This window comes from Leisingera methylohalidivorans DSM 14336, from assembly GCF_000511355.1.
GTDB classification, from domain to species: domain Bacteria; phylum Pseudomonadota; class Alphaproteobacteria; order Rhodobacterales; family Rhodobacteraceae; genus Leisingera; species Leisingera methylohalidivorans.
Window position 1 is genome coordinate 3655126 of record NC_023135.1, and the last position, 20937, is coordinate 3676062.

At 66.5% G+C, this 20937-nt stretch carries 21 protein-coding genes; 14 read left to right on the forward strand and 7 right to left on the reverse strand.

Going from position 1 to position 20937, the window contains the following annotated elements; all coding sequences use genetic code 11:
* Nucleotides 1–28: 28 nt before the first annotated feature.
* A complete protein-coding gene (locus tag METH_RS17800; protein ID WP_024091862.1) occupies nt 29–646 on the reverse strand; it encodes a TetR/AcrR family transcriptional regulator in 618 nt (205 codons plus the stop codon).
* A 147-nt stretch (nt 647–793) separates the two neighbouring features.
* Here METH_RS17800 and mbfA point away from each other — a divergent pair, with 147 nt between their 5' ends.
* From mbfA to METH_RS17845, 9 genes are all read left to right on the forward strand, one after another.
* On the forward strand, nt 794–1768 hold the full coding sequence (mbfA, locus tag METH_RS17805; protein ID WP_024091863.1) for an iron exporter MbfA: 975 nt from the start codon (nt 794–796) through the stop codon (nt 1766–1768).
* Between the two features lie 301 nt (nt 1769–2069).
* Complete coding sequence (locus METH_RS17810; RefSeq protein WP_024091864.1) at nt 2070–3005, forward strand: AEC family transporter; 936 nt, start codon at nt 2070–2072, stop codon at nt 3003–3005.
* Between the two features lie 256 nt (nt 3006–3261).
* Nucleotides 3262–4095 carry an S-formylglutathione hydrolase gene (gene fghA, locus METH_RS17815; RefSeq protein ID WP_024091865.1) on the forward strand — a complete coding sequence of 278 codons (834 nt, stop codon included), beginning with the start codon at nt 3262–3264 and terminating at the stop codon, nt 4093–4095.
* An 18-nt stretch (nt 4096–4113) separates the two neighbouring features.
* The gene (sthA, locus tag METH_RS17820; RefSeq protein WP_024091866.1) at nt 4114–5616 is read left to right on the forward strand and encodes a Si-specific NAD(P)(+) transhydrogenase; all 1503 of its coding nucleotides are present in this window, start codon (nt 4114–4116) and stop codon (nt 5614–5616) included.
* Nucleotides 5613–6071, forward strand: coding sequence for a YaiI/YqxD family protein (locus METH_RS17825; protein ID WP_024091867.1), 459 nt, complete (start codon nt 5613–5615; stop codon nt 6069–6071). Before sthA ends, METH_RS17825 begins: the two co-directional genes overlap by 4 nt.
* Before the next feature lie 251 nt (nt 6072–6322).
* Nucleotides 6323–7285 carry a DMT family transporter gene (locus tag METH_RS17830; protein ID WP_024091868.1) on the forward strand — a complete coding sequence of 321 codons (963 nt, stop codon included), beginning with the start codon at nt 6323–6325 and terminating at the stop codon, nt 7283–7285.
* Between the two features lie 5 nt (nt 7286–7290).
* Entirely contained in the window at nt 7291–7911 is a 621-nt protein-coding gene (locus METH_RS17835; RefSeq protein WP_024091869.1) for an HAD family hydrolase, read from the forward strand.
* A 33-nt stretch (nt 7912–7944) separates the two neighbouring features.
* On the forward strand, nt 7945–8862 hold the full coding sequence (locus METH_RS17840; RefSeq protein WP_024091870.1) for an ornithine cyclodeaminase family protein: 918 nt from the start codon (nt 7945–7947) through the stop codon (nt 8860–8862).
* Nucleotides 8859–9794: an alpha/beta fold hydrolase gene (locus METH_RS17845; protein WP_024091871.1), complete on the forward strand. Its 936-nt coding sequence runs from the start codon at nt 8859–8861 to the stop codon at nt 9792–9794. The genes METH_RS17840 and METH_RS17845 overlap by 4 nt, the downstream gene beginning before the upstream one ends.
* Before the next feature lie 126 nt (nt 9795–9920).
* Here METH_RS17845 and METH_RS17850 read toward each other — a convergent pair whose 3' ends face one another.
* A complete protein-coding gene (locus METH_RS17850) occupies nt 9921–11177 on the reverse strand; it encodes an MFS transporter (RefSeq protein ID WP_024091872.1) in 1257 nt (418 codons plus the stop codon).
* 194 nt (nt 11178–11371) lie between these two features.
* Here METH_RS17850 and zapE point away from each other — a divergent pair, with 194 nt between their 5' ends.
* Both zapE and METH_RS17860 read left to right on the forward strand, forming a co-directional pair.
* Nucleotides 11372–12445, forward strand: a complete 1074-nt coding sequence (gene zapE, locus METH_RS17855) for a cell division protein ZapE (protein WP_024091873.1) — start codon at nt 11372–11374, stop codon at nt 12443–12445.
* Nucleotides 12442–13347: a bestrophin family protein gene (locus METH_RS17860; RefSeq protein ID WP_024091874.1), complete on the forward strand. Its 906-nt coding sequence runs from the start codon at nt 12442–12444 to the stop codon at nt 13345–13347. The genes zapE and METH_RS17860 overlap by 4 nt, the downstream gene beginning before the upstream one ends.
* A 117-nt stretch (nt 13348–13464) precedes the next feature.
* On the opposite strand, the gene METH_RS17865 is transcribed toward METH_RS17860, so the two are convergent.
* From METH_RS17865 to METH_RS17875, 3 genes are all read right to left on the reverse strand, one after another.
* Nucleotides 13465–14736, reverse strand: a complete 1272-nt coding sequence (locus METH_RS17865) for a bifunctional folylpolyglutamate synthase/dihydrofolate synthase (RefSeq protein WP_024091875.1) — start codon at nt 14734–14736, stop codon at nt 13465–13467.
* Between the two features lie 181 nt (nt 14737–14917).
* On the reverse strand, nt 14918–15868 hold the full coding sequence (accD, locus tag METH_RS17870) for an acetyl-CoA carboxylase, carboxyltransferase subunit beta (RefSeq protein WP_024091876.1): 951 nt from the start codon (nt 15866–15868) through the stop codon (nt 14918–14920).
* 63 nt (nt 15869–15931) lie between these two features.
* Nucleotides 15932–16858 (reverse strand): CPBP family intramembrane glutamic endopeptidase, encoded by a 927-nt coding sequence (locus tag METH_RS17875; RefSeq protein ID WP_024091877.1) that lies wholly within the window; start codon nt 16856–16858, stop codon nt 15932–15934.
* Nucleotides 16859–17148: 290 nt separating this feature from the next.
* Between METH_RS17875 and METH_RS17880 the strand changes: the two genes are divergently transcribed.
* From METH_RS17880 to METH_RS17890, 3 genes are all read left to right on the forward strand, one after another.
* The gene (locus METH_RS17880; protein WP_245602922.1) at nt 17149–17838 is read left to right on the forward strand and encodes a hypothetical protein; all 690 of its coding nucleotides are present in this window, start codon (nt 17149–17151) and stop codon (nt 17836–17838) included.
* Nucleotides 17839–17927: 89 nt separating this feature from the next.
* A complete protein-coding gene (locus tag METH_RS17885) occupies nt 17928–18689 on the forward strand; it encodes a DUF6478 family protein (protein WP_024091879.1) in 762 nt (253 codons plus the stop codon).
* Between the two features lie 12 nt (nt 18690–18701).
* The gene (locus tag METH_RS17890) at nt 18702–19079 is read left to right on the forward strand and encodes a hypothetical protein (protein WP_024091880.1); all 378 of its coding nucleotides are present in this window, start codon (nt 18702–18704) and stop codon (nt 19077–19079) included.
* A gap of 7 nt (nt 19080–19086) precedes the next feature.
* Here METH_RS17890 and METH_RS17895 read toward each other — a convergent pair whose 3' ends face one another.
* Both METH_RS17895 and METH_RS17900 read right to left on the reverse strand, forming a co-directional pair.
* Nucleotides 19087–19830 (reverse strand): isocitrate lyase/PEP mutase family protein, encoded by a 744-nt coding sequence (locus tag METH_RS17895; RefSeq protein WP_024091881.1) that lies wholly within the window; start codon nt 19828–19830, stop codon nt 19087–19089.
* Nucleotides 19827–20891, reverse strand: a complete 1065-nt coding sequence (locus tag METH_RS17900) for a bifunctional transcriptional activator/DNA repair enzyme AdaA (RefSeq protein WP_024091882.1) — start codon at nt 20889–20891, stop codon at nt 19827–19829. The genes METH_RS17895 and METH_RS17900 overlap by 4 nt, the downstream gene beginning before the upstream one ends.
* Between the last annotated feature and the right edge of the window lie 46 nt (nt 20892–20937).

A 20937-nucleotide genomic window follows, 5' to 3' on the forward strand; every position in this document is an offset into this window, starting at 1 on the left:
CCCGCACGGACCGGCCCGCGCGCCGCAGTCAGGTGCCGAACCGCGCCATGAAGGTCTCGATTGCCCCGGCGATCACCCGCTCGCGTTCGGCCTCGGTGAAATCATCGTCGATGTTGAACAGGAACCGCAGGAAAACATCCGCCTTGCACAGCTCGATGAACTGCGCGGCGGCCAGGTCGGCATCCTGAATAGCCAGCTCGCCCCGCTCTGCGGCGCCCTCCAGGTAATCGCGGATCTGCCCGTGCAGCACCATCGGGCCGCTTTCATAAAACATCGGCCCCAGTTCAGGGAAGCGGTCGGCCTCGGCCACAAAGATGCGGAACAGCTGCAGGCTGAGCCCCCCGATCAGAACGCCGTGAACATGTTCCGCCGCCAGCCGCAGCACGCCGCGCGGGCCGCAATCGCCTGCTGCCAGGTCCGGCCCGCTGTCCGCCTGCTGCCCGCAGACCGAACGCACCACCTCCATGAACAGCACCCGTTTGTCTGGGAAATAACTGTACAGCGTCGCCTTGGACACGCCCGCCGCCTTGGCAATATTGTCGACGCTCGCCCCCTCGAACCCGTCAGCCAGGAAAACCTCGCGGGCCCCTGCCAGGACCTGATCGAATTTCCGGCCGGTGCGCAGGACGCTGGCTTGCTGGTTCATGCGGTTTCCTCGGGATGCAGGCTGCAGGCAGCACGGTCTGACCCTAATGTAATCCGCGCCGCCGCTTTGCAACAGCATTACCCGCGGCGACTTGCGGCGGCTCGCGGAAGGGGTATAGTTAGAACCATTCTAAACTGAGGGCAGATGATGCGATTTTTCACCCAGCGCAAGCGCTTTGCAGAGCTGACCGGGCAAGAGGTTCTGGCCCTGGCAATCGCTTCAGAGGAAGATGATGCGCGGATCTACCGCGGCTATGCGGAACGGCTGCGCGCCGAATATCCCGCGTCGGCGGCAATGTTCGACGGCATGGCGGCGGAAGAAGACGAGCACCGCGCCCAGCTGATCGACCTGCACCAGGCACGGTTCGGACCGGCAATTCCGCTGATCCGGCGCGAGCATGTGGCGGGTTACTATGCCCGCCGCCCTGTCTGGCTGATGGAAAACCTCAGCCTGGACCGGATCCGCGGCGAAGCCCGCGCGATGGAGCGCGACGCCGAACGATTCTACACCGCCGCCGCCGCCCGCACCCGGGATGCCGCCACCCGCAGGCTGCTCGGCGATCTGGCCGCGGCCGAGGCCGGGCATCAGGCGCGCGCAGGCGAATTGCAGGACACGCATCTGGACACCGGCACCCGCGAGGATGAGGACCGCGCCGCCCACCGCCAGTTCGTGCTGACCTGGGTGCAGCCGGGGCTGGCCGGGCTGATGGACGGCTCGGTTTCCACCCTGGCGCCGATCTTTGCCACCGCCTTTGCCACCCAGGACACCTGGACCACGTTTCTGGTCGGCATGGCGGCCTCGGTCGGGGCCGGCATCTCGATGGGTTTCACCGAGGCGGCCTCGGACGACGGCGAACTCTCGGGCCGCGGCTCACCTCTGAAACGCGGCCTGGCCTCGGGCGTGATGACCACCCTCGGCGGCCTCGGCCACGCCCTGCCCTATCTGATTCCGGACTTCTGGACCGCCACCACCCTCGCCCTGCTGATTGTCTTCGTGGAACTTTGGGCGATTGCCTGGATCCAGAACCGCTTCATGCAAACCCCGTTCTGGCGCGCCGCAATGCAGGTTGTGCTCGGCGGTGCCCTGGTGCTGGGGGCGGGCGCGCTGATCGGCAGCGGCTGAAACACGGCAACGGCAGCACTCCCGCCCGCTCCGGAGCAGCCGCAGCCTGCCCCTCCCCGGTTGGGCCCGGCAGCGCTGGCGCGCTGCGGAACGGCCTCGCAGCAGAGGCGGCGCGTTCAGGGCGCAGCGGCCCGCAGACCGCGTCCCGGCGGAAAACCTGCCCCCCCCCCTGCAGCGCACGCGGCCACACCCAACAGCGACGGGCTTTCCCCGCAATGACCCGGGACCAGGCGGGAGCTTCCCGCCATCCCCCGCAAAAGGCTCTTTGCCAATTGGTCAAATCCCGTTACCAGTTCGCCCCATGGCCGAAATCTTCTTCCGCACCCTTCCCTTCTTCGCAATCATCGGCCTTGGCTATTGGGCCGGGCGCAGCCGCTTCTTCACCGAGGACGCCACCGCCTATCTCACCCGCTTCGTGTTCTACTTCCCGCTGTCGGCGATGATCTTCGGCTTTGCCGCCAACCTGTCCTTTGCCGAGATCTTCGATCCTGCCCTGATTCTCGGCTACTTGTCCGGCACCCTGGCGGTCTACCTGCTGGTGACAGCCGTGGCCTGGGTCCGCGGGTTGGACATGCCCACCGCAGCGGTGGAGGCGCAATGCGCCGCGATCGGCAATGTCGGTTTCCTGGGGCTGCCGATGATGGCGATCCTGTTCGGGCCGGCCTCCGCGGCGCCGATGATGGTGGTGCTGAGCGTCGATCTGGTGGTGTTCTCCTCGCTGATCGTCATTCTGATCAACACCGGCCGCGGCCAGGGCCAAGGATCGGGAATGCGGCTGGGCACGCTGAAACTGGTGGGGCTGGGCCTGCTGAAGAACCCGATGATCCTGTCGATCTGCGCAGGCCTTGCCTGGTCGGCGTCTGCCTGGCCGATCCCCGCGCCCGCAAACGACTTTCTCACCATCCTCGGCGGCGCCGCCACCCCCGGCGCGCTGTTTGCCATCGGCGCCTCGCTGGCCTCGAAATCTGCCGAAAGGGTCCAGGTTTCCGGCTGGCTCAGCTTTGCCAAGCTGGTGCTGCACCCGGCCTGCGTCGCCGCCGCCGTGCTGTGGCTGATCCCCGCCGCGCCGTTCTCCGCCGCGGTGGCCATCGCCGCCGCATCGCTGCCGGTGGCGGGCAATGTCTACATGCTGGCGCAGCATTACGGCGTTGCACCGCAGCGGGCCTCTGCCGCCATCCTGATCTCGACCGTGCTGTCGATCGTCACCGTGCCTGCGGTGATCGCCTGGGTCTCCTGACACGCCAGCCGCCCGCCCCGGATCGCTCCCGCGCCCGCAGGCGCGCCTGCGGGCGCGGAGCATGTCCAATGTTCCTGCGCCATGTTCCTGCGCCATGTTCCTGCGACGGGCGGCAGCCATCCCGTGCCTGCATTCCGAATGTTTGCGATTTCGCAAGCCCCGTGCCGCAAAAACCGGCATTGCTGCCGCCCTCCCGCTGGACCCTGAGGCCAACTGCGGATAGCGGTAGAGCTAACAGAATTAAGGAGCCTTACCCATGGAAACCGTTTCCGAGAACCGTGCCTTTGGCGGCACCCAAGGCGTCTACAAACACGCCAGCACCGCCACCGGCGGCGATATGACCTTCGGCCTGTTCCTGCCGGAGGAAGCCAAGGACGGCCCGGTGCCGGTGCTGTGGTACCTGTCGGGCCTCACCTGCACCCATGAAAACGCGATGACCAAGGCCGGCGCCCAGGCCTGGTGCGCCGAGCAGGGCATCGCCATCGTCTTCCCCGACACCAGCCCCCGCGGCGAAGGCGTGGCCGATGATGACGCCTACGACCTGGGCCAGGGCGCGGGCTTCTATGTGAACGCCACCCAGCAGCCCTGGGCGCCGCATTTCAGCATGTGGGACTACGTGGCCGAGGAACTGCCCGCGCTGCTGGGCGAAAACTTTGCCATCGACCTCAGCCGCCAGGCGATCACCGGCCATTCCATGGGCGGCCACGGCGCGCTGACCCTGGCGATGAACCTGCCGGGCCGCTACAAATCGGTCTCTGCCTTCGCTCCGATCTGCAACCCCACTGCCTCCGACTGGGGCCGCAAGCAGCTGAACGCCTATCTCGGCGGCGATGAATCCGCCTGGGCCAAGCACGACGCCACCCTCCTGATGCGCGAAAAAGGCTTTGACGGTCCGATCCTGATCGACACCGGCACCAGCGACCAGTTCATCGACCTCCTGAAGCCCGAGGCGCTGGCGCACGCGGTGGCCGAACGCCGCCAGCAGGCCGCCCTGCGGATGCAGCCGGGCTATGACCACAGCTATTTCTTCGTGTCGACCTTCATGGAGGAGCACGTCTCCTTCCATGCCGACGCGCTGTACCAGACCTAAGCAACAAAGGACGCGGCCATGAGTGAAGACTTTGATTATGACCTGATCATCATCGGCTCCGGCCCCTCGGGCCGCGCCGCTGCCATTCAGGCGGGCAAGCTGCACCGCCGGGTGCTGGTGATCGATCGCAAGGACCGTCTCGGCGGGGTGTCGGTGCACACCGGCACCATCCCGTCGAAAACCCTGCGCGAAACCGTGCTGAACCTTTCCGGCTGGCGCGAACGCAGCTTTTACGGCCGCTCCTACCGGGTGAAGGATGACATCCTCGCCGATGACTTGAAGGCGCGCCTGCACAAGACACTGGACCACGAGGTTGACGTGCTGGAGCACCAGTTCAACCGCAACCATGTGGACACGCTGATGGGTCTGGCCAAATTCATCGGCCCGAACGAGGTGGAGGTCGCCACCGAAGCCGGCGAAACCACCCGGCTGACGGCAGAAAAATTCCTGATCTCCACCGGCACCCGCACCTACCGCCCGGACTATGTTCCGTTCAACGGCCGCACCGTGGTCGATGGCGATGAATTCCTCGAAATGGCGGATATTCCGCGCTCGCTGGTGGTGATCGGCGCCGGCGTGATCGGGGTGGAATATGCCACCATGTTCGCCGCCCTTGATGTCCGCGTCACCCTGATCGAGCCGCGCGAGAGCTTCCTGGATTTCATCGACAAGACCCTGATTCAGGAATTCACCCACCAGATCCGCGAAAACGGCGTCGACCTGCGGCTCGGCGCCGCGGTTGAAACCATCGAGGATGCAGGCGAGCATGTCGAGGTGATCCTCGACAACGGCCGCCATGTCCGGGCCGAAATGCTGCTGTTTGCGGCCGGGCGGCTGGGCGCCACGGCCTCGCTCAATCTTGACGCGACCGGGTTGAAGACCGACCACCGCGGCCGCCTGAGCGTCGACCGCAAGACCTACCAGACCGAGGTGCCGCACATCTATGCCGCCGGCGATGTGATCGGGCATCCGTCGCTGGCCTCGACCTCGCTGCAGCAGGGCCGGGTTGCCGCCTGCCATGCGCTCGACACCCCGACGCTGCCGGAAAGCCCCTGGTATCCCTATGGCATCTACTCGGTGCCGGAAATCTCCACCTGCGGCATGTCCGAGGAAGAGCTGCAGGAGCGCGGCATTCCTTACGAGGTCGGCGTCGCCCGCTTCCGTGAAACCTCCCGCGGCCACATCATGGGGCTGGAGCACGGCATGCTGAAAATGCTGTTCTCGCTGAAGACCCGCCGGGTGCTGGGGGTGCAGATCGTCGGTGAAGGCGCCACCGAGCTTATTCACATTGCTCAGGCGGTGCTCAACCTCAAGGGCACGGTGGATTACTTCGTGCAGAACACCTTCAACTATCCGACCCTGGCCGAGGCGTATAAAATCGCCGGTCTCGACGCCTTCAACCGGATGCCGATCCCGAAGGAGTTCAAGGTGAAGAAACCTGCCCGCAAGGCCAAACCCGCCCCCAAGGCCGAGGCCGAGACGGAGACAAAGCCCGGGGCCGAAAAGAAGGCGGCAGAGTGACCGCGCTTTACATCGACGCCGACGCCTGCCCGGTCAAGGCGGAGGCCGAGCGGGTCGCCACCCGCCACCGCCTGCGCATGTTCGTGGTTTCCAACGGCGGGTTGCGCCCCTCGCAGAACCCGCTGGTGGAGAATGTGATCGTCTCCGAAGGCGCCGATGTGGCCGACATGTGGATCGCCGAGCGCTGCGGCCCGGGCGATGTGGTGGTGACCGGCGACATCCCGCTCGCCGCCAAATGCATCAAGGCCGGCGCCCGCGTGCTGCGCCACAACGGCGAGCGCTTCACGGAGGCCAACATCGGCCAGCAGCTGGCGATGCGCGACCTGATGGCCGATCTGCGCGCCGCCAACCCGCTGGGCGCCGGCGGCAGCGGCAAGGGCTTCACCAAGGCCGACCGCTCGCGGTTTCTGGATGCGCTGGAGCGCGAACTGCGGGCGGCCAAGGCGGGCCGGTAACTCCGGTCACCCGATCGCGGCCTTCAGCGGCACCGGCGTCCCGTTCGGACGCAGGACAGCGCCCGTCCGGACCTGAGCCGCGCCGCAGCACAACGCCCATCCTCTCCCCAAGCCAAGCCTGCAGCGTTCTGCGGCCCAAGATACCGGCGCCAAACTTCACCCGGAAAAATTGCCTTTTTCCGCCCCCCGCCCCATTGCCCGCCTTGATCAAATCCGCCACTGATCAAGGGCAGCACAATGGGGGGACACAAATGAGCGCAGAGATAAAGATCAGCGTTCCCGGCCTGTTCGCAGCCGCCGGTGCAGGCATTGCCTTTTCCGTCATCGACATGACCTTCAAGTTCCTGTCGGGCGATTACCCGCTGTACGAGGTTGTCCTGTTCCGCTCGGTCGTCGCGGTCTGCGTGATGCTCGCCGTGATCCTGCCGCTGGAAGGCGGCTACCACCTGCTGCGCACCCACCAGCCGAAACTGCATTTCGCCCGCTGCCTTGCGGTGCTGTTTGCCAATATCTGCTTTTTCACCGGTCTTGCCATCCTGCCGCTGGCCGAAGCCGTGGCCATCGCGTTTGCCACCCCATTGATCGTCACCGCCCTGTCGGCGCTGTTTCTGGGCGAACGGCCGGGCCCCTGGCGCTGGGGAGCGGTCGCCATCGGCTTCCTCGGCGTGCTGATCATCATGCGCCCCGGTCCCGGCACCTTTCAGGCCGCGGCGCTGCTGCCCGCGCTCGGCGCCTGCGGCTATGCCACGCTGCATGTGCTGACCCGCCGCGCCGGCAGCGTGGAATCCGGCGCGACCATGGCGTTTTACCCGATGCTGGGCTTTCTGATTGTCAGCGCGCTGGCCGGAATCCTGTTCGGCAACGGCCGCTTTGCGGATGGCGGCAGCCCGGCGCTGGACTTCATCCTGCGCGCCTGGATCTGGCCCGCCCCCGAAGACTGGCCCTATCTGATCGGCGTCGGCCTGGCCGGCTCCATCGGCGGCTATCTGGTGACCCAGGCCTACCGCATGAACGAGGCCGCCCTTGCCGCCCCCTTCGAATATATCGCGATGCCGATGTCGGTGCTCTGGGGCGTGCTGATCTTCAACGAATGGCCCGGTCCGGCGGTCTGGGCCGGCAGCAGCCTGATCATCGCGGCCGGTCTGGTTTCGGTCTGGCGCGAGACCCGCCGCAACCGCCCCGTCCCGCGGCCCCGCCCGCGCGCAGAAGGATAAAGCGCATGCCAATTGATGCCGTCGTCTTCGACATTGGCCGGGTGCTGATCGAATGGGAGCCTGAGCGTTTCTACGACAGCCGTATCGGCCCGGCCCGGCGCAGGCAGCTGTTTGCAGAGGTTCCGCTGCATGCCGTCAACCTCGGGATCGACCGCGGCGCGCCGTTCCGCGGCAGCGTCTATGCGCTGGCGGACGCCCACCCCGCCTGGGCCGAAGAAATCCGCTGGTGGCATGATTGCTGGCTGCAGATGGTGCCGGGCGCAATTACGCATTCAGTCCGGCTGATGCAGGCGCTGCAGGCCAAGGGCATCCCGGTCTTCGCGCTCAGCAACTTCGGCACCGAGACCTTTGAGACCGCCTGCGGGGCCTACCCTTTCCTGCGTGGCTTCGACCACACATGTGTCTCCGCACATCTGAAAACCATCAAGCCAGAGCCGGAAATCTATGCCATTCTGGAACGCGAAACGGGGGTGGCGCCGGAGCATCTGCTGTTCACCGACGACCGTCCCGAAAACATCGCGGCCGCGCGCCTGCGCGGCTGGCAGACCCATCTGTTCACCATCCCCGGCCCCTTTGCCGCACGGCTGGTGCAGGAGGGGCTGCTGACAGAACAAGAGGCCGCCTGACCCGGCCCGCAACAGACACAGGAAAAGGCACGGATGAGCATTCCATATATCGGTTTTGAAGAGGGCGGGGCGCTGCTCGATTGGGTCGGATTCACCAAGGCCCTGGCCTCCAGCCACGATCTGCCCAAGGCGGAAATCGGCGACACCTTCCTCTACCGGAACCCGGACACGGTCCTCAGCCGCGCCGCCTGGATCGACGGCATGGGCATCGCGGTGAAAACTGCCAACGTCTTTCCCGGCAACCCGGGCACCGGCAAGCCGATGATCAACGGCTCTGTCTGCCTCTACTCCGATCAGGACGGCACCCCGGAGGCGCTGGTGGATTTCCACCTGGTCACCAAATGGAAAACCGCGGGCGACAGCCTGCTTGGCGCGCTGCGGCTGGCCGATCCGGACGCGCAGGAGGTGCTGATCGTGGGCGCCGGCACCGTCGGCGCCTCGCTGATCGAGGCGTTCGGCGCCGGTTTCCCGCAGGCCCAGATCCGGGTCTGGAACCGCACCGGCGCCAAGGCGCAGGAGCTTTGCGCCCAATACCCCGGCACCCTGCACGCAGCCGATCTGGAACCGGCGGTGCGCGCCGCTGACATCATCGTCACCTGCACCATGTCTTCTGCCCCGGTGATCAAGGGTGAATGGCTGCGCCCCGGCCAGCACCTCAACCTGATCGGCGCCTACCGCCCCGACATGCGCGAGGCCGATGACGAGGCATTGCGGCGCGCCCGGATCTACTGCGACAGCTTCGGCACCACGTTGGACCACATCGGCGAATTCAAGACCCCGCTGGAACAGGGCATCATCCAGCGCAGCGACGTGCTGGCCGATTTCTACAGCCTCGACCGGTTCCCCGCCTTCGGGGCGGACCGGATCACCCTGTTCAAGAACGGCGGCGGCGCCCATCTGGATCTGATGACCAGCCACCACATCCTGCAGAAATGGAAGGCCGCATCATGAGCTGGCTGCTGGCACTGATTGCCGCCGCCCTGATCCTGATCCTCATTCCGCTGCTGCGGGAACGGCTGCGCAAACCGATGAACGCCAAGGCCCGGCAATCCGCCCCCGGCGGTTTTGCCCAGCTCTCCGGCGGGCTGACCCACTACCGCTGGAGCGGACCGCTGCGCGGCCCCGTCGCGGTCTGCGTCCACGGCCTCACCACGCCGTCTTTTGTCTGGGACGGGGTGGCGCAGGGGCTGGCCGCCATGGGCTACCGGGTGCTGAGCTACGATCTTTACGGCCGCGGCTACTCGGACCGCCCCGCGGGCCTGCAGGACCGGGCCTTCTTCATCTCCCAGCTCGAAGAGCTGCTGGCGGATCAGGAGGTTGCCGATGATTTCACCCTGATCGGCTATTCCATGGGCGGCGCCATCGCCACCGCCTTTGCCGCCGCCAACCCCGGCCGCCTGCGCGAGCTGATCCTGCTGGCCCCTGCCGGTTTCGGCCACAGCCCGGACCGTCTGACAAAGATAATCCGCCAGATCCCGGGCCTTGGCGACTGGCTGATGCACGCGCTCTTCCCCGCCCTGCACGTCCGCGGCACCAACGCCGAACGCAAACTGCCCTCCTCGGTCCCCGGCATCACCGATCTGCAGCAAAGGGAGCTGGCCTGCCGCGGCTACATCCCGGCCGTGCTGTCCTCGCTGCGCGGCATCCTGAACGAGGATTTCACCGAAGACCACCGCCGCCTGCACAGCCACGGGGTGCCGGTAATGGCGATCTGGGGCCAGGAGGACGCGGTGATCCCGCCGAATTCGCCGGGGCGTCTGGCCGAACACGCCCGCTCGATCCGGCAGGAGGAAATCCCCGGCGCCGGCCACGGCCTGCCCTATACCCACACCGAGGAAGTGCTGCAGATCATCGCCCAAAACCACCGCCGCGGCCTGCTCTGACCCGCCCCGCCGTTTTCATCTTTCAAAAAATACTCCGGGGTCCGGCATTGCTGCGCCATGGGTTCAGACCCGATGGCGGCGGGCAGCGCCCCGCTCCCTGCGCTGCCCCGCAGAGGACCGCCGGCCTTACCCGGCTGCCGGGGCCGCCGGGGCCGCTGCCCGCAGCGGCCGTTCCTTCACCGGCAGATGCACAATCGCGCTGAAGGCGCCGATGCCCACGCCGATCCACCAGACCGTGGTGTAATCGCCGTAGATGTCATACATCCGCCCGCCCAGCCAGACGCCCAGGAAACTGCCCAGCTGGTGGCTGAAAAAGACAATCCCGTACAGCGTTCCCATGTAGCGCAAGCCATAGATATGCGCGACCAGCCCCGAGGTCAGCGGCACCGTCGCCAGCCACAGGGACCCCATCACGACCGAAAAGATGATCACGCTCAGCGGCGTGATGGGAAAGATGATAAACGCCGCCGCCGCGATGGTCCGCCCGGTATAGATCGCCGCCAGCAGGTATTTCTTGGAGTACCGCTTGCCCAGGTAGCCCGCCAGCAAAGTGCCGCCCACATTGGCCGCCCCGATCAGCGAGATCGCCACCGCCCCCAGCGCCGAGGTTGAGGTGATGCCGATGGAATACAGCGCCCCGCCCGGCAGGATCGGCCCGCACATCTCGGTGACAAAGGCCGGGAAATGCGCGGTGACAAAAGCCAGCTGATAACCGCAGCTGAAAAAGCCCAGGAAGATCAGCGTGTAGGACGGATCCTTGAACGCCTTGATCAGGATCGCGCCCATGCTCTCTTCCAGCTCTGCCCGGCCCGCCGTTTCCGGTGCGCGCATCAGCGGCAGCGTCGCAATCAGCGCCAGCACCACACCGGCAAAGATCAGGAAAATCGTCTGCCAGGGCAGGAAGCCCAGCATCCACTCCGCCGCCGGCGCGCCGAAAATCTGGCCCGCAGAGCCCGCGGCGGTGACAACCGCCAGCGACATCGACCGGTTTTCATCAGAGCTTGCCCGCCCCACAACCGCCAGCACCACGCCGAAACCGGTGCCCGCAATGCCGAACCCCACCAGCCATTCATAGGCCTGCATTTCAAACGGTGTCGTGGACCCGGCACTCAGCACCAGACCGGCGGCATAGACGACGGCCCCCATGATGATCGCCTTGCGGTCGCCGATCTTCTCGGCAATGGCGCCGAATACCGGCTGGCCGATGCCCCAGGCCAGGTTCTGGATCGCAATCGCCAGCGAGAACTCCGAGCGCAGCCAGCCGAACTCCTCGGCAATCGGGATCTGGAACACCCCGAAGGAGGCCCGCACCGCAAAGCTCACCATGATGATGACGCAGCCCACGATCAGAACGGGGGTAAACAACGGGGCGGAACGGTCCATGCGGTCTCTCCTGACAGGCCGGGCAACCCTCAGGGATATTGCCGCAGGCGTCAAATCAGGAATTCTGCGCAGATCATCAAGAGAATTTGATGCGAAGCAGGCGGGCAGTCTAAACATCTGCAATGCCATGAGGTTCTGAACCGAAAGAACATCCCCCGCTTCCCATCCCCCGCGCCCCGCGCTATCCCTTCCCCATGACCCATCTGACCACGCTGTACCGGCAGAAGATCGACGCAGGCGAGCTGACGCCCGACCCGGCCCAGGAGGCCGTGCTGCCCCATTTCGACCGCATCGCCGAAGGGCTGATGGCACCGCCGGTGAAACGCGGTTTTTTCCGCAAGACGGAATATGAACCGGTCCAGGGGCTCTACCTCTGGGGCGGGGTGGGCCGCGGCAAGTCGATGCTGATGGACCTCTTTGCCGGCAGCCTCGACGGCATCCCGTCGCGCCGGGTGCATTTCCACGCCTTCATGCAGGAAATCCACGCCAAGCTGCATGAGGCGCGCCAGCAGGGCGCCGAGGACGCGCTGGCGCCCGCCGCGGCAGAGGTCGCAGAGTCGGTGCGGCTGCTGGCCTTTGACGAGATGCAGATCATCGACATCACCGATGCGATGATCGTCGGACGTTTGTTCGAGGCGCTGTTCTCGGCCGGCGTCACCGTGATCACCACCTCCAACCGGGTGCCGGACGACCTTTACAAGAACGGCCTCAACCGCCAGCTGTTCCTGCCCTTCATCGACCTCATCAAGGACCATATGGCGGTGCATGAAATGGTCAGCCCCACCGACTACCGCCAGCACCGGCTGACCGGTGCCCAGGTCTATTTTGCCCCCGTCGACGCCGAGGCCCGGGCGCAGATCCGGGCCATCTGGGCGGATCTTTCCGGCGGCCCGGCACAGCCCCTGACGCTGAAGGTGAAGGGCCGCGACGTCACCCTGCCCGCCTTCCGCAACGGGGTGGCGCGGGCCAGCTTCTATGACTTGTGCGGCAAGATGCTGGGGCCCGGCGATTATCTGGCCATCGCCGAAGCCGTGAAGGTGCTGGTGCTCGAGGACATCCCGCGCCTCAGCCGCAACAACTTCAACGAGGCCCGGCGCTTCGTCACCCTGATCGACGCCTTGTACGAGGCCAGGGTGCGGCTGATCTGCTCTGCCGCCGCGCAGCCCGAAATGCTCTATGTCGAGGGCGAAGGCACCTTTGAGTTCGAACGCACCGCCTCCCGCCTGCGCGAGATGCAGGACAAGGACTGGGGAGCCGCAGCGCCATGATCGTCCGCCATACCCCCCGCCGGTGGGAGATCTTCCTGATCCTGAACGGGTCGGTGGTGCCGCGCATCCTGCCCAATATCATCGGCGCCGCGCTCTGGGCGGCTGCGGTGCTGATGCTGGACCGCCATGTGGTGGCGGTGCCGCAGATCCCGATCGGGGCGATGGGGGTGTTCGGCCTGTCGCTGTCGCTGTTTCTCGGCTTCCGCAACAACGCCGCCTATGACCGCTGGTGGGAAGCGCGCAAGATCTGGGGCCGCATGGTATCGGACGTGCGCAGCCTGGCGCAGGAATTGCACATCTTTGCAGGCCAGGGCCCGGACGAGACCTATATCCTCAACCGCATCCTGGCCTTTCACCACCTGCACCGCGCCCAGCTGCGCGGCGACGACGTGGCGGACACCGTCCGGCACTGGGTCGGCCCGGAAGACGCAGACCTGCTGATGCAGACGGAAAACAGCCCGAACGCCGCCCTGCGCGACATCGCGGCCCGGCTGCGTGAAATGGCCGAGGACGGCCGCATCGACGGCTTCGGCCAGCGCGCCCTGGCCGAACGGCTGGCGGCCTTCCCCGCGGCGCAGGCCGGCAACGAGCGGCTGCTGACCACACCGCTGCCCTTTGTCTATTCGCTGCTGGTCTGGCGCACGACCTATCTTTACTGCCTGCTGCTGCCCTTTGCACTTCTCGGCAGTGCCGGCTGGTTCGAACCGCTGGTGGCGGCGGTGGCGGCCTATGTCTTCTTCGGCCTCGCCGAAGTGACGCATGAGCTGGAGCACCCGTTCCGCAAACAGGCCAACTCCGTCCCCCTCAGCGCCATGTGCCGGGTGATGGAAATCTCGGTCTGCAACGCCCTGGGCCGCCCGGTGCCGCCCAAGCTGGAGCCGGTGAACTACGTTCTGGACTAGGAGCAGACGGCACAAAGCAACAACGGCCAGCGCCGCGCCAGCGGCGCCCGGCCCAACGGGATGAGATCGTCAGATCGAAGCCGGGCGGGAGAACTTCCCCCGCCACGGCCGCAAGCCTCAGCCGTTCTCGCGCAGGATATGCCCCGCCAGATACAGCGAGCCGCAGATCAGCACCCGCGCCTGCGGGTCGCTGGCGATGATCGCCTGCAGCGCCGCCAGGGTGCTCTCCGCGGTGCCGGCCGCGATGCCCACCGATTTGGCAGCAGCCTCGGTCTCTTCGGCGCTCAGCGTGTTCACCTCATCCGGGATCGAAATTGCCGTCAGGCCCGCCGTATGCGGCGCCAGCGGGGCCATGTAGCCGCTCACGTCCTTGGTGTTCAGCATGCCGCAGATCAGATGCGTCGGACGCTTGGGCAGCCCCGCCAGCACCTCGGCCAGCGCAAGGCCCGCGGCCGCATTATGGCCGCCGTCCAGCCACAGCTCAGCCTCCGGAGCGGCCTCGATCAGCGGGCCGGTTTTCAGCCGCTGCATCCGGGCGGGCCATTCCGCAGCTGTCATCGCCGCTTCGCAGGCCGCCTCATCGGCGCCCAGGTGGCGCAGCGCCGCCAGTGCCGCACCGGCGTTCTGAACCTGATGCGCCCCCAGCAGCGCCGGCAGCGGCAGATCCAAAAGGCCGTTTTCGTCCTGAAACACCAGCCGGCCGCGCTCCTGATGCACCTGCCACTGCTGGCCATAGGCAATCAGCGGCGCGCCGAGGCGGGCGGCGGTGGCCTCAATGACCTCCATCGCCTCCTCCGGCTGCGGGCCGACCACCACCGGCACGCCGCGCTTGATGATCCCGGCCTTCTCGGTGGCGATCTTGGTCAGCGTGTCGCCCAGGAACTGCTCATGGTCGATCGAAATCGGGGTGATCACGCTGATTTCGGGCTTATCAATGACATTGGTCGCATCCAGCCGCCCGCCCAGGCCCACCTCCAGCAGCGTGTAATCCGCCGGGGTCCGGGCAAAAGCCAGCAGCCCCGCCACCGTGGTGATCTCGAAATAAGTGATGTTTTCACCGCCGTTCGCGGCATAGCACTCGTCGAGGATTTCGGTCAGATGCGGCTCGGAAATCAGCTCCCCCGCCAGCCGGATCCGCTCGTGAAAGCGCGCCAGATGCGGCGAGGTATAGGCGTGAACGCTTTTCCCCATACCCTCCAGCCCCGCCCGGATCATCGCCTGGGTCGAGCCCTTGCCATTGGTGCCTGCCAGATGGATCACCGGCGGCAGCTTGTCCTGCGGGTTGTCCAGGGCGGCCAGCAGCCGCCAGACCCGGTCCAGCGTCAGGTCGATGATCTTGGGGTGCAGCGCCATCATGCGGGCAAGGATCGCGTCGGAGGTCTGGGTCATCAGCCTGGTCCTGTTCAGCCGGGCACTCCTGAGGGCTGCTTCAAACGCGAAGGGCAGGCCCGTCCCGGCGGGGGGTGAAGCGAAGCGCCCGCCCCCGTTCTGCCAAAGGCAAACCTCCGGTTCGACGGGGGCGGGACGGGCGCTGCCCGGCCTTCGGCCGGGCAGGGTATTCTATTCCGGATTACTCGGCAGCTTCTTCGCTGACTGCGTCGCCCGCCGGCGCATTTGCGGCCTTGGCGGGTGCTTCCTCTTCCGGCGAGGGCAGGTCGCCCACCACCTGCGGCGGCAGGCCCATCAGCATCCGGACAATGGTGATCAGCTCTTCGCGCATCTCGGTGCGCGGGGTCACCCGGTCCAGCATCCCGTGGTCGAGCAGGTACTCGGCGCGCTGGAAGCCCTCGGGCAGCTTCTCGCGGATGGTCTGCTCGATCACCCGCGGGCCGGCAAAGCAGATCAGCGCGTTGGGTTCGGAAATATGCACATCCCCCAGCATCGCATAAGACGCCGTCACCCCGCCGGTGGTCGGATGGGTCAGCACCACGATATAGGGCAGCCCGGCCTCTTTCAGCATCTGCACGGCCACGGTGGTGCGCGGCATCTGCATCAGCGACAGGATGCCTTCCTGCATCCGGGCGCCGCCGGCGGCAGAGAACAGCACCAGCGGGCGGCCCAGCTTCACCGCTTCTTCAGCCGCGGCAATGATGGCGTTGCCGACATACATGCCCATCGAGCCGCCCATGTAGGAAAAATCCTGCGCGGCAGCGATAATCGGAGTGCGGCCGATCTCGCCCGCGGCCACCAGCATCGCATCTTTTTCGCCGGTCTTCTTCTGCGCCGCCTTCACCCGGTCGGGGTATTTCTTCTGATCCTTGAACTTCAGCGGATCGGCCAGCGGCTCCGGCACCGCGACCTCGGTGAAGACACCGCCGTCAAACAGCGCGGTGAACCGGTCGCGCGGGGTGATATGCATGTGATGGCCGCAGCTGGTGCAGACGTTCTGATTGTCGCTCAGCTCGCGGTGAAACAGCATGGTGCCGCATTCATCGCATTTCTGCCAAAGGTTCTCGGGCACTTCGCGGCGCGAAAAGATCGAGTTGATCTTGGGCCGGACGTAGTTGGTGATCCAGTTCATATAGCTTGCCTCTCCGGGGGCGCGGTTTGCCCCCCAGATAAGACGCATTTGCCGCAATTGCAATCAGCGGCGTATGGCAAGCCGTGCGCAAAGCCAGCTGACCAGCATCAGGGCAAAGTCGACAGCCATCCACGGGCGCAGCGCCTGGACATCGGCCATCTCGAAGGGAATCAGATACAGCGCCAGCCCGTTCAGGCTGGTCGGCGAGGCAAACAGCAACAGCGCCGCGGCATTGTTGAAGAAATGCACCGCCATTGCCGGCCCCAGGGTGCCGGCCCGCGCCGTCAGATCCGCCATCAGAACCCCGAACAGCCCCGCCCAGACCGTGATCATCAGCGCATTTTCCCCGGCCTCGGCAGGCAGGTAGTGCCCCAGCGCAAACAGCGCCGACGGCCCCAGCAGCCACACGGCCGGGCTGCGGAACCGCGCCGCCAGCGCCTGCTGGATATAGCCGCGGAACAGGATCTCCTCCGAGGAGGTCTGCACCAGCACCGCGGCAATCGACACAGGCAGAAGACCCAGCCAGGTCCAGACCGGCAGGTTCGGGGTCATCGGCGGCCCCATGCCGTAGGGCGGCAGCAGCATGATCAGCGCGCTCAGCCCTGCCAGATACAGGCTCACCCTGGCGAACTGCCGCAGCAGCGGCCGCAGATGCCCGGTCACGCTGGCAAAGCTGCGCTGGTGAAACAGCCGCGCCGCCATCGCAACGCCCAGCGTCAAAAAGGCAAAGCTGCCCAGCAGCACCAGCATGGCGCCGGCCGTGCTGCCGTCGGCCAGCCCCTGCAGCCAGGCACCGGGGAACAGGCCTGCCAGCATCACCTGCAGCGCCGCGGTCAACGCAAAGCCGACCGCCGCCACCAGCACCAGCCCCAACAGCAGCCGCCACAGCTGCGGCTGCCTCCGGGCAAAGCGCACCAGGGCTTCATGCGCCCTGTAGCCCTGCCCGTCCCTGTGTCCGTCGCTGTGCCCGTCTCTGCGCCTGTGCGGCATGTGTCCTCCGGCTGGAAAGGCGGCAAATTGCGCCAACGTTATGCATTGCTGCAACGCCATGGCAAGGCAGACAGCCCGGCGCGCGGTTCACACTTGCCGCGCAGCAGGCCTGCCCGTAATGAAATCGGCAAAAAACAAGAGCGGCAGGGACAGCAGTGACCAGATCAAGCAACGGGAAACCCGCGTCTTTTCCGCGCCCCGGCGGAAAGACGCTCAGACTGCGCAGGGCGGCAGCCGCTGCCGCGCTGGCCGGTCTGGCCTTGGCGGGATGCAGCCCCGCCCCCAAAAGCATGTCTTTTGCCGCCCGCGACGCCGGCCTGGCGCAGTGGCCCCGCGGCCAGGTCATGTCCTTTGCCGGCGGCGGTGTGCTGCTGGCCGCGCCGGAAACCTACTGCTTTGACCGGCGCAGCAGCACCGCGGATGAAAGCGGCGGCTTTGCCTTGATGGCCCCGTGCAGCCGGCTGAACCGGAACCGCTGGTTCGGGTCCCGCAATGCGGCCGTGCTCACCGCGTCGATCGGCCCGGCAAAACAGGACGCCACGGCGCCGCAAGCGGCTGATATCGTGGCCATGTTCCCCGGCGCCAGGCTGCTGGAAACCCGCGACGACCAGCTGCTGCCGCTGGTCCGGCTGGAATTCCCCGAAGCCGTCGCCGAAGGTGCCAGCCCGGTTCACTGGCGCGGCGCCTTTGTGCTCGACCGGCATCTGGTCGCCCTGGCGCTTTACGCACCGGAGGGCAGCCGGGCCCTGGGCCGCCAGGGTGCGGCGCTGCTGAACGAACTGACCCACCGCACGCTGGAGGCCTCCACCCTGCCGGATCTTGAGGCCGCCGGCGCGGTGCTGCCCCAAGCCCCCCGGCAGTCCCTGCGCCCCCTGGCACGGCCCGCAGCGGCCGCCGCCGCCGCCCCGGAAACAGCCGCCACGCCTGCGCGGCGCAAAAAACGCGGGCTTGGCCAGCGGATTGCCGGTTTATTTCAATAGCCTCCAGCGGTTACACTGGCGACAGCGCCCGCCGCATTGCCGCGCGGGCCGGACTCCGCAACACGGCGCAACAGGCAAGAGAGAGCACGATGGGCAGGATCATGGACCGGCTGCTGCATTTGCGCAGCCTGCGCCGCTGGCGCGCAGCTGCCGAAGAGTCGGCCCGCGCGCCGCTGTCTGAATTGCGCCGCCAGCGCAATCAGGCCCGCCAGCTGCGCACCCATCTGGACCGGCTGATCCACACCGCCGACGGCCGCCTGGCGCTGCCGCAGATCGGCTCGTCCTTCTTTCCCCGCCCGCATGGCACCGACTGGTCCTGGCGCCCGGAGCTGTGGCGCGGCCCGCTGCCGGAACGCGGGCTGTCCTCGGTGCCCGCCAAGGCCCGGCTGGGCGCTGAGGTGCAGCTGTTCCACGATTGCGCCTTTTCCGAGCTGACTCTGCGCCAGCTGCGCAACACCCGCGAAGAAGACCTCGCCCCCTTCGGCCTGCGCATGGACGTGTTCAAATTCGACGGCTCGTTCCTGTCGCTGGTCATCGATCTGCCGCCGGCCGCCGCCGATGGCATCACCCGGCAGCACCTGCTGCGGATCGACAGCATCATCGAATCCGAACAGCCGATCGAGATTTTCGCCCGGCTCAACATCCAGCACGGCCCCAACACCGAACAGATCGTGCGCGAACTGCCGCAGGATCAGAAGAACATCGTGGTGGAGTTCGACCTGGCCTATTCCAAGCTGAACGAAAAGCGGATCGAGAAGATCTGGCTTGATCTGATATTCGAAGCGCCTGATCTGAACCAGGTGATCCTGCGCGACCTGACCTTCTCGCGCCACCGCCGCGCCGCGATCTGAGGACCCTGCCCCATGAGCGATCTGTCACTGACCAAAATCCGCTTCCGCAACGGCATCTGGGAGGGCCGGATCAGCAACGCCCCCGCCAGCGGCGCGCGGCCGGATATTTCCGTGATGTTCCAGGATCAGCCGGTCGCTGATACAAAACTGGAAGAAGGCCAGGCAGGCGGTGAATGGCTGATCTCGGTGCCGGTCCCCGCCGAAGCATTGGCCGACGGGGTGCAGACCTTTGTGATCTTTGATGCCGCGGACAGCACCCGGCTGGGCGATTTCACCCTGATCGCCGGCGAGGCCGTGGCGGACGATCTGCGCGCCGAAGTCGAACTGCTGCGCGCAGAGCTTGACATGCTGAAACGCGCCTTCCGCCGCCACTGCCTGGAAACCACCTGAGCGGCGCTCACTCCAGCGTCTGGAAATGCTCTGCCAGCACCTGCATCAGCCTGGCATGCGGGATCGGCCCGTAACTGGCCCGCGCAACACCTGCCTGCCGCGCGGTTTCCAGCGTGATGCCGCGCATCATCGTGTTGACCGGCAAGCGGGCGCTTTCGCAGATCCGGGCAATCAGATCCGGATCGCTGAGGCCCGGGATAAAGAACCCGCTGGCCCCCGCCTCGGCATAGGCGGCGCCGCGCTCCAGCGCTTCCGGCACCAGCCCGGCGTGTTTTGACGCATCTTTCTCTTTCAGAAACAGATCAGTGCGCGCGTTGACAAAGATATCCGCATCCGCCGCCCGCACCGCAGCAACCCGCCGGGCCTGCTCTTCGATGCCATAGACATCAGCCGTCCCGATGATCTGGTCCTCAAAGTTCAGCCCCACCGCGCCGGTCTCTGCCAGCCGCTTCACATTGGCACTCAGCTGCTCCGGCGCGCGGGCATAGCCGCCTTCGAAATCAATGGTGACCGGCAGGCCGGTCGCCGCGATGATGCGTTCGGCATTGCCCAGAACAAACGCCAGCGGGATCTGCTCGCCATCGGCAAAGCCCTGCGCCGCGGCCACCGGATGGCTGCCGGTTGCCAGCGCCGCGGCCCCCGCCCCGGCAATCGCCTTGGCGCTGCCTGCGTCCCAGATGTTATACAGCACCAGCGGGTTGCCCGGCTGATGCAGCGCCGCAAATGCCGCCGCGCGTTCGGAATATGTCATGCAGAAATCCTCTGTTTGTAACTTGTCTCAATCTCGATCAGCCGCTGCTTGCGCCACAGCCCGCCGCCATAACCGGTCAGCGATCCATCCGCCGACAGCACCCGGTGGCAGGGCACCGCCAGCGCCAGCTGATTGCGGCCATTGGCCCGCGCCACCGCCCGCGCCGCCGAGACCCGGCCCAGCTCCCGCGCAATCTGCGAATAACTGCGGGTCTCGCCTGCCGGGATGGTCACCAGATAGCGCCAGACTTCGCGCTCAAACGCAGTGCCGTGCAGCGCCAGCGGTGTTTCGAACGCAGCCCCCTCACCGGCAAAGTACCGGCGCAGCTCCTCGGCGATCTGCTCCGTCGGCGCCGGGCGGCCGAAACCCAGGCCGCCGGGCTGCGCCTTTTGCAGCTTGGCCACCTCGCGCGGCAGCGCCTTGCGGTCGGCAAATTCCAGCAGATGCAGCTGGTGGCGGCAGCTGATCGCAATCATTGCGCCCAGCGGCGTGTCGATCCAGTCGGCCAAGAGCAGCGCATCCTTGCGGAACGCCCCCGGCGCAATCCCCACCAGCTTGGCAAAGGCCGCGCGAAAGGCGCTGGCGCTTTCAAACCCGGCATCGATCTGCGCCGCAATCACCGGCTCACCGGCCTTCAGCGCGGTGAAGCCCTCGCGCAGGCGGCGCTGGCGGGCCATTTCCAGAAAGGTCATGCCGAAATGACGCTTGAAGGCCCGCCGCACAGTGGACGCATCCAGCCCCATCCGCACCAGATCGCCCTCGCCCCAGCGGTACGCCGGACGTTGCTCCAGCTTGGCCAGCAGGCCCTGCACCACCGGATCATCCGCCGCCGCCGCCGCCAACGGCTTGCAGCGCTTGCAGGCGCGGAACCCCGCCTCGATGCAGGCGCCGGGTGTGGCATGGAACCGGCAGTTCTCGAACTTGGGCTTGCGCGCCGGGCAGCTCAGCCGGCAGAAGATACCGGTGGAGGTCACACCGACATAGGCGCGCCCCTCGTAAGCCGCGTCGCAGGTGATCAGCGCTTGGTACAGCGTCTGGGAATCAGGCAGGTCAAACATCATGAGGCGAGCATAGACCAGCCTGCCCGGTCAGTACGCCGGAGATCGG

What these genes read in the sequence shown, in the direction of transcription:
- METH_RS17800 (WP_024091862.1), bottom strand. Translation starts at nt 646, where the DNA reads ATGAACCAGCAAGCCAGCGTCCTGCGCACCGGCCGGAAATTCGATCAG.
- mbfA (WP_024091863.1), top strand. Translation starts at nt 794, where the DNA reads ATGCGATTTTTCACCCAGCGCAAGCGCTTTGCAGAGCTGACCGGGCAA.
- METH_RS17810 (WP_024091864.1), top strand. Translation starts at nt 2,070, where the DNA reads ATGGCCGAAATCTTCTTCCGCACCCTTCCCTTCTTCGCAATCATCGGC.
- fghA (WP_024091865.1), top strand. Translation starts at nt 3,262, where the DNA reads ATGGAAACCGTTTCCGAGAACCGTGCCTTTGGCGGCACCCAAGGCGTC.
- sthA (WP_024091866.1), top strand. Translation starts at nt 4,114, where the DNA reads ATGAGTGAAGACTTTGATTATGACCTGATCATCATCGGCTCCGGCCCC.
- METH_RS17830 (WP_024091868.1), top strand. Translation starts at nt 6,323, where the DNA reads ATGAGCGCAGAGATAAAGATCAGCGTTCCCGGCCTGTTCGCAGCCGCC.
- METH_RS17835 (WP_024091869.1), top strand. Translation starts at nt 7,291, where the DNA reads ATGCCAATTGATGCCGTCGTCTTCGACATTGGCCGGGTGCTGATCGAA.
- METH_RS17840 (WP_024091870.1), top strand. Translation starts at nt 7,945, where the DNA reads ATGAGCATTCCATATATCGGTTTTGAAGAGGGCGGGGCGCTGCTCGAT.
- METH_RS17845 (WP_024091871.1), top strand. Translation starts at nt 8,859, where the DNA reads ATGAGCTGGCTGCTGGCACTGATTGCCGCCGCCCTGATCCTGATCCTC.
- METH_RS17850 (WP_024091872.1), bottom strand. Translation starts at nt 11,177, where the DNA reads ATGGACCGTTCCGCCCCGTTGTTTACCCCCGTTCTGATCGTGGGCTGC.
- zapE (WP_024091873.1), top strand. Translation starts at nt 11,372, where the DNA reads ATGACCCATCTGACCACGCTGTACCGGCAGAAGATCGACGCAGGCGAG.
- METH_RS17860 (WP_024091874.1), top strand. Translation starts at nt 12,442, where the DNA reads ATGATCGTCCGCCATACCCCCCGCCGGTGGGAGATCTTCCTGATCCTG.
- METH_RS17865 (WP_024091875.1), bottom strand. Translation starts at nt 14,736, where the DNA reads ATGACCCAGACCTCCGACGCGATCCTTGCCCGCATGATGGCGCTGCAC.
- accD (WP_024091876.1), bottom strand. Translation starts at nt 15,868, where the DNA reads ATGAACTGGATCACCAACTACGTCCGGCCCAAGATCAACTCGATCTTT.
- METH_RS17875 (WP_024091877.1), bottom strand. Translation starts at nt 16,858, where the DNA reads ATGCCGCACAGGCGCAGAGACGGGCACAGCGACGGACACAGGGACGGG.
- METH_RS17880 (WP_245602922.1), top strand. Translation starts at nt 17,149, where the DNA reads ATGTCTTTTGCCGCCCGCGACGCCGGCCTGGCGCAGTGGCCCCGCGGC.
- METH_RS17885 (WP_024091879.1), top strand. Translation starts at nt 17,928, where the DNA reads ATGGGCAGGATCATGGACCGGCTGCTGCATTTGCGCAGCCTGCGCCGC.
- METH_RS17890 (WP_024091880.1), top strand. Translation starts at nt 18,702, where the DNA reads ATGAGCGATCTGTCACTGACCAAAATCCGCTTCCGCAACGGCATCTGG.
- METH_RS17895 (WP_024091881.1), bottom strand. Translation starts at nt 19,830, where the DNA reads ATGACATATTCCGAACGCGCGGCGGCATTTGCGGCGCTGCATCAGCCG.
- METH_RS17900 (WP_024091882.1), bottom strand. Translation starts at nt 20,891, where the DNA reads ATGATGTTTGACCTGCCTGATTCCCAGACGCTGTACCAAGCGCTGATC.